The organism is Altericroceibacterium xinjiangense (assembly GCF_003958635.1).
Taxonomy (GTDB): Bacteria; Pseudomonadota; Alphaproteobacteria; order Sphingomonadales; family Sphingomonadaceae; genus Altericroceibacterium_A; species Altericroceibacterium_A xinjiangense.
The window spans coordinates 1-6,506 of record NZ_RSEK01000040.1 but is presented as its reverse complement, the minus strand read 5'-3'; the positions used below and the strand labels follow the sequence as shown (position 1 = coordinate 6,506).

Annotated in this window: 3 protein-coding genes and 2 pseudogenes; all 5 read right to left on the bottom strand. The window is 59.4% G+C overall.

Translation table 11 applies throughout. The features are described from left to right. Nucleotides 1-110: pseudogene (locus ELY13_RS15750) on the bottom strand (IS6 family transposase); the annotation flags it as partial. A gap of 62 nt (nt 111-172) precedes the next feature. Next, nucleotides 173-2,095: a DUF3604 domain-containing protein gene (locus tag ELY13_RS14495; protein WP_206436088.1), complete on the bottom strand. Its 1,923-nt coding sequence runs from the start codon at nt 2,093-2,095 to the stop codon at nt 173-175. 258 nt (nt 2,096-2,353) lie between these two features. Then, entirely contained in the window at nt 2,354-4,678 is a 2,325-nt protein-coding gene (locus ELY13_RS14490; RefSeq protein WP_164549840.1) for a TonB-dependent receptor, read from the bottom strand. A 145-nt stretch (nt 4,679-4,823) separates the two neighbouring features. Continuing rightward, the gene (locus ELY13_RS14485) at nt 4,824-5,687 is read right to left on the bottom strand and encodes a LysR family transcriptional regulator (RefSeq protein WP_126174605.1); all 864 of its coding nucleotides are present in this window, start codon (nt 5,685-5,687) and stop codon (nt 4,824-4,826) included. Nucleotides 5,688-5,878: 191 nt separating this feature from the next. Then, nucleotides 5,879-6,506, bottom strand: a pseudogene (locus ELY13_RS14480) (IS6 family transposase); the annotation flags it as partial.

The following is a 6,506-nucleotide window of genomic DNA, read 5'->3' as shown; positions in this document are numbered from 1 at the left end:
TTCCGCAAGCTAAGCGGGAAGCGCACGTACATCATCACCACGAGGCGGATGACCTCCGGCGAGGAGCGGAAGTACCGAAATGGATTAGCTGGCTTGCGAGGACGAGGCATGGCCTTGCGCTACCCCGTTCGACGGCAGGTTGCTATCCGGTGCAGTTCTTCTGGCAGGACCGTCATGGACGGTACCAGACAGGCGAGGTCCAGGCGCGTTCTTGGATGACTGAGGGGAGGTCGATTTTCCGGGGATCGATCTGCAGCGCAAGGGCATCGAAGACATGCTGACGCGGCGTGGGTATCTGCAGCACGCGCACATAGTAGAACGCCAGCTCTGCGGGATCGAATTCCGGATCGGTCCACAGGGCAACAAGCTCGGGGGCGCCGATCGTGTTGGCGTAGCGTGCTTTGTCGATGTCGACGGTATTGCCTACCGGCGGCAGGGAGCCATCGGCGCGCAGGGTCCTGTTGCCCGACCAAGCCACGTTGAAGATCTTCTCGTGCATCTTGCCGTCTGCAGCCAGCCAGCCCTTCACCACCTGAATCCGGTCGAGATTTGCAGCGTCGGGATCCTTAACCGCCCGGATTGCCAGCTGCGGCGCAGAGCGGTCGGCGCCACGGACAAGCGTCCCGCCCATCGGAACGCCCTTGCGATATCCGATTGCGGCATAGTTCTTCGCCTTCACGTCTGTTTCGGAGAAGCCGTGCCCGGCGAACAAGCGCACCTTCATCCGCGGCCCACTGGTGCCGTAGACCTCACGCCGGCGGAACGCGTCGAAGATCGCTTGTCGGTCATTCCGGTCAGCCCAGGCGGCCGCAAGGCCAGAGGCCGACATCTCTGCATTCGGAAAGCTGGAGCGTCGACTTTGCGCCCCCAGCCGTTCGCGCGGAAGAAAATCTTCCGCCATTTTGCCCAGGAAATCGGCTTCGCGTTGCGAGGAAAGCCCGGTGTGAGTGTCACTGGCGCCGATCAGGCCCATCTGGAAGGGATTAGCACCAATCCGGTTCTGTTCGGCCAATCCGCGCAGCAACGCGCTGCGGAGGTATGAACCGCGCGAAACGTCCGTTTTCTCCCCCGACAGCAACATATTTCGAAGTTCGAAGTCCGCGAACTCATCACGCGGCGAGAGCACCGGATGCGTTTCGGAAGTCCCCTTGTACTGTGTGATTTCTGCTACTGGCTCCCAAGCTGCGCGAGTCTTCGCGTAAGTAGAAGTGAGCGGCTCGCCTTCACTATCCACTAGCGCAAACATGAGTCCGTCGGACAAGTTTGAATTGTGCGGTATACCGATGAAGTCCGCGCCGGTGCGCGCCTTCGTTTCCTCGAAAAAGCTCCACAAATCTTCCGGCCGATTCGAAATGTAGTAACTGTAAGGCAGAAATTTCCGAGCCGTCCGACCGTCCGCATTGGTCATCACGACTCTGTGGAGGTTACGCGTATTGGGGGTGGAGCTCCATTCCCAGCCTATGATGGTGGTGAAGATCCCAGGTCTGTTGTGCCTTTCCGCCGCACTGATCTGCTCATTCCAGCTGGTCTGCCTGATGGCAGGGGCGGTCAACTCGGAAAAGTAGGCCGGTCGGTCCACCTCTGCGACTGAAAACCCCATCATCGCGGTAGTGAACTCGCGGCCGCCCTTCTCGGTAAAGATGTCATAGAGCCGCCGGCCCAGCTTCGTAGCGAGCAACTGTTCGTCGCCCTTCGACAAACGTGGCGAAATGCCCAAGTTCTCAGCGTGGTCGGCCATCACAATGAAGTCGAGCGGCCGGTCAATCTGCACCTTCTGCCCGGTTTTGGGAAATACGACCGGGATTCCGCGGGCATAGCGGTACGCAGTATCTATATCCGCACTAGCCAAGCCGGTGGCAAATGCATCTACCGAATTGCGCGAGTGGACGTGCGTATCGCCCCAAAGCAACTCCCTGTCGCTATTCGCAAGCGCGGGCGCCGCCGCGGTCTCGGCAAGGGCGGGGTCCTGCCTCCCCCTTCCCTCATCCAGCGAAGCGCTACAGGCCGAAAGCGCCACAAGCGGGCACAAAAGCGCCGGGAGGGTCATCAAAGAGTGTGGTAGACCGGGGATGTCCAGGCGCGCTCCTGCAGCCATGCTCTCGTTCCTTAAAATTCCTTAGAATAACGGAATGACCCAGACGACTCCAAGGTATGTCGCCCAGCGGGAAGTGGGAATCTCAGGTCCGCCGGCGCAATACAGCACCCTTCGCACGGGATCGAAATCGGCTTCTGTCGAGGTGCCGCCAAGTTCATGCGCCACTGGTATTGGCCTAAGTGTCGCGGGAAGCGACGAACTGTTGCCCACCGGGCGCACACGCACGGAACCGCAGCAGCATCAGGCACCACGCGTTCATCAAAAGTACTTCTTGACGCTCATTACCCATTCGCGCGGACGGCCGGGCTGGCCACTGGCGAAACCTGCCGTGCTATTCGTCAGGTCGAAGATGGTCAGGTAGTAGTATTTGTCGAATAGGTTGGTAACAGCTAGTGACGCTTCCCAGTCAGCGTCCGCATTCCTCCAAGTCAATCGGGCATTTGCAAGGATGTAGTCGTCGATATGGCTGGTGGGCAGGTTCTCCGGGCGGGTGAACACTTCGCCTTGGTACGACATGTCATAGCGCGGCGTCACCGAGCCTGCCCCGTCGAAATCGAATTTATACTGAATTCCGACGCTCCATTTCCACTCCGGCGTATAAGGCGTAATGGCATTCATAGGAATTCCGCCCGCGTCCGGATTGATGCGCGTGTACTGGAAGTCGAGCCAGCTGGCGGATGCGTCGAAGAGCAAGTCATCGATAGGTTCGGCGTAGAGTTCCGCCTCAAGTCCCATGATTTCCGCATCGCCGGCATTCGCTGACAATGCGCAAGGCCCGGGTCCACCGAACTGCGGGCACGTGAGCAGCGTCAGGATGATGTCGTTATATTCGCTGTAGAAACCAGCGGCGTTGAAGCGGATGCGTCGATCGAAAAGCTGGCTTTTGAAGCCGAGTTCATAAGTGTCGAGCGTTTCGGGATCGAAGGGTCGTGCCTGTTCCGGGTTGAACGGGCGCGGGCTGACGCCGCCGCCCTTGAAGCCGGTCGCGAACTGGGCATACCCCATGATGTCGGGCGTGAATTCGTATTGCGCGTTCAGCCGGTAATCCACACGGTCGCCCGAATAGGACCCGGATGCACCCTCAAGGGCTCCAACAAAGGGATTGAACGAGCCGTTTAGGTTGGCGCGGCCGAAAGTGTAATCCTTCTCTTCCGTCGTATAACGCAGGCCAATGTTGAAGGTCAGAGCATTCGTCGCTGCCCAGCTGATATGACCAAACACCGCTTCGGTTGAAGCCGGGATAACGTCATCGGCGGCAAATTGCAGAGGCACCGGGTTCGGCCTGAGATCCGCGATTGAGTAGAGTTCTGACTTCTGATCGAAGTAGAAAGCGCCGAGCGTCCAGGCGATTTCATTCGCCGCTCCCAGGGTGCCGTTGAGGCGCAGCTCCTGGCTCAATTGCCAATAGTCAATCTCGTTCAACTGCATATTGACAGCGAGCGGAGACAGATCGCCGTCGGTATCGAAGCTGGTACTGTAGGTGCGATATGCCGTAATCGAGTCAAGCGTTACCCGGTTCGAAAGCTCCAGATTGATGTTCGCCGACACTCCCCAGCTTTCGAGTTTTGAACGTCCATCCAGTTCGACCCCTTGAAGCGGATATGGCGCCCCGTTCGGCAGCGTGAAAATGTCAGGCGCGGACTCATATGTGGCATAGTTGTAGTAGGAACCGCTAGGCGGGACGAAGCGCTGATCGAAACTCACGCCAGGATACGGCGAGACGTTGTCTTGATTGCCGTTGAACGTTACCGCTGTGAGGACAGATCCTGCAACCGTACGGTCGTCAATGCTGTAATCGGCGGCCAACGTTGCATCGAGCGTGTCGGAGGGCTCGTAGCGCAGCATGATGCGCGCCGCCTGATAGTTGACCTCGCCTTCTTTCGCGAGAACGCAGTCTGCGCTGCCCGGGCGTTGTGCAGGCACGCCGCTCTCGGGAAACAGGCAGCCATAGTCACGCCGCTCTACATAGCCGTCCTGCTGTTTGGAAACGCCGGTAATGCGAGCAAACAGATTGTCGGTCAGCGCGAAGTCCGCCCCTACACGCAGGTCGATTCGGTTGCGGCTACCGTAAGCCACCGTCGCATAGCCGCCGGGAATGCCTTCCGGTTTGCGCGAATAGAGCTTGATTGCGCCGCCGATCGAGTTCTTACCTGCCAGCGTTCCTTGCGGCCCCCGCAGAATTTCAACGCGCTGCAGATCAAGAAGATCGAGCACGGAGCCGGTCACGGTCGCATAGTAGACGTCGTCGACATAGACACCGACACCCGGCTCGAGCGCCGGGCTAAAATCGTATTGGCCGATGCCGCGTATCGAGGCGGTGAGTGACGGGCCATAATTGGAGGGAGAAGGCTTTAGCGTCACGTTGGGTGCCTGCGCGGTGACATCGGCGATATCGGTCTGGCTGCGCGCCTGCAGCATTTCATCGGAAACCGCGGTGATTGCCAGCGGCGTGTCTTGGATGCTTTGTTCGCGAAACTGAGCGGTTACCACAATCATGTCTTGGGCAGGCTCAGGGGACGGGTCCCCCTCCTCCGTTGCAACTTGCGCCGCCGCAATCGGACTGAGCAGGACAAACGCGAGCATCGATGTGGTGGTGGCGAAGACTCGCCCGGCTGATTGGACCCCCATGAGCGTCTCCCGAACCAACATACTTGATTGTAAAGATGGCTTGGAACCCGGCACATCGCAAAGCAAGGTACCTTTGGGCTGTTAACCCACAGCCTAAAAGCTATCTCCGTGTCACCCCGCCATGGATGGCGAACTGAGAAAATCGCTGTGCGGCGGATGAGAGCGCGCCGGAGCCTGTCAGACAGCACCGCCAGGCAACAACGGCCTGCGAGACCGCCACCAGTCGTCCTGCAGCCACCGCTTCAGTGGTACTTTCTTCAAAGAGCAAAGCTACCCCCACACCCCGCATGCAGAGCTCCTGCACGACGGTGTAGTTGGGCGCATTGGTCGAATGAGGCTGCCAAGCACAGCCGATGTTGCGCAAGACCCTTTCGACAAACCTTTCTGGTGCCGATCCTGCGGGTGGCATGATCACCGGCAGCGGGTGATCGCTTAGAGAGGCGTTGGAGGCCCGATACAACCGCAGCGTTACGGCCGCTCTCGAGCGGGCATCTAGCCCAGGCGGCGGCTCTGCGCGCGTGATCAGCACGAGATCGAGCTCACCTCGGTCGAGAAGGCGCTGCCCTTCGTCACCTCCCACAAGCCGAAGCTCGACGATCTCCTGCGGGAATTTGAGGAGGTAGTCGGTTACTGCACCTTGAAGTGCCGAAAGAAGATACTCGCCCACGCCGACACGCAGCCTCGGCCGCGCACTCGCTGCATCCGCAAGCGCCTGCGTGACATCCGAGAGGTACGCTAAAAGACCGGGACCTCGTTCATAAAGGATCTGCCCGGCACTGGTCAGATGCACTCCGCTGCCCTTTTTGCGCACAAAAAGCACTCCGGTCTTGCGCTCGATTGCGCGCACATGTTTGCTTACCGAAGCTTGCGAGATATTCAGCGCATCCGCAGCGGCACTGAAACTCCCTTGCTCGACTACCTGCATGAACGCGCGAAGCTGCGCCCCGGTGATGTCTAGGATCAAACTCTCCTGTGAAAGCACCTGCTTAGCAGTGCTAATGAAAGTGAGGCAGCGGTGCAGTCAAGTCCACCTTGGAGTGCGGTCATCTGTTCGGCCTGTTTGCGCGGTTCGATCATCGCTAGCTTGGATGGGTGCTGTCAGCCGGATGCGAACTGCTCTCCGTTTGACGCAATCCTCCTAGGCGGCTGCAAACCTCACCCCATGAGCGATTGCCACTCTGCCAGCGCGGCCGAGCGGCGGGTCTTGTAAGTCTGCCTATCGACGAGACGGCGTTCAGCGTTGAAGTGGTTGGCGGTAGAGGCGTGAACGGAGGCGAACTTCTGGAGTGACTTCATCTTCCTGGAGCGCTGCATCGCCCTTTCGCGTCGTCGGAACGGCAGATGCGAGTTCTCGACCCGGTTGTTCGCCCAGCGGCCGGTCTCCTGTTTTTGCTCACACCCGAGCTCGGTCAGGGCTGCCTTGTAGGAGCGAAGGCCGTCGGTGGTGATCGCTTCCACTTTGCCGTGCCACTTCAAGATCTTGCGCATGAACGGCAGAGCCGCAGCCTTGTCGCGGGTCTTGGTCACGTAGCTTTCCAGGACTTCGCCCTCATGATCCACGGCTCGCCAGAGGTAGACCATCTTGCCATTCAAGCGGACGTACATTTCATCCAGGCGCCACTTCCAATGGCGAAAGCCGCGCATGCGCGAGATCCGCTGGCGGCGGATGTCGGCCGCGAACATGGGCCCGAAACGGTCCAGCAGAGGCGCACCGTCTCATGTGAGATGTCGATCCCGCGCTCGAACAGGAGATCTTCCACGTTCCGCAACGAGAGCGGAAACC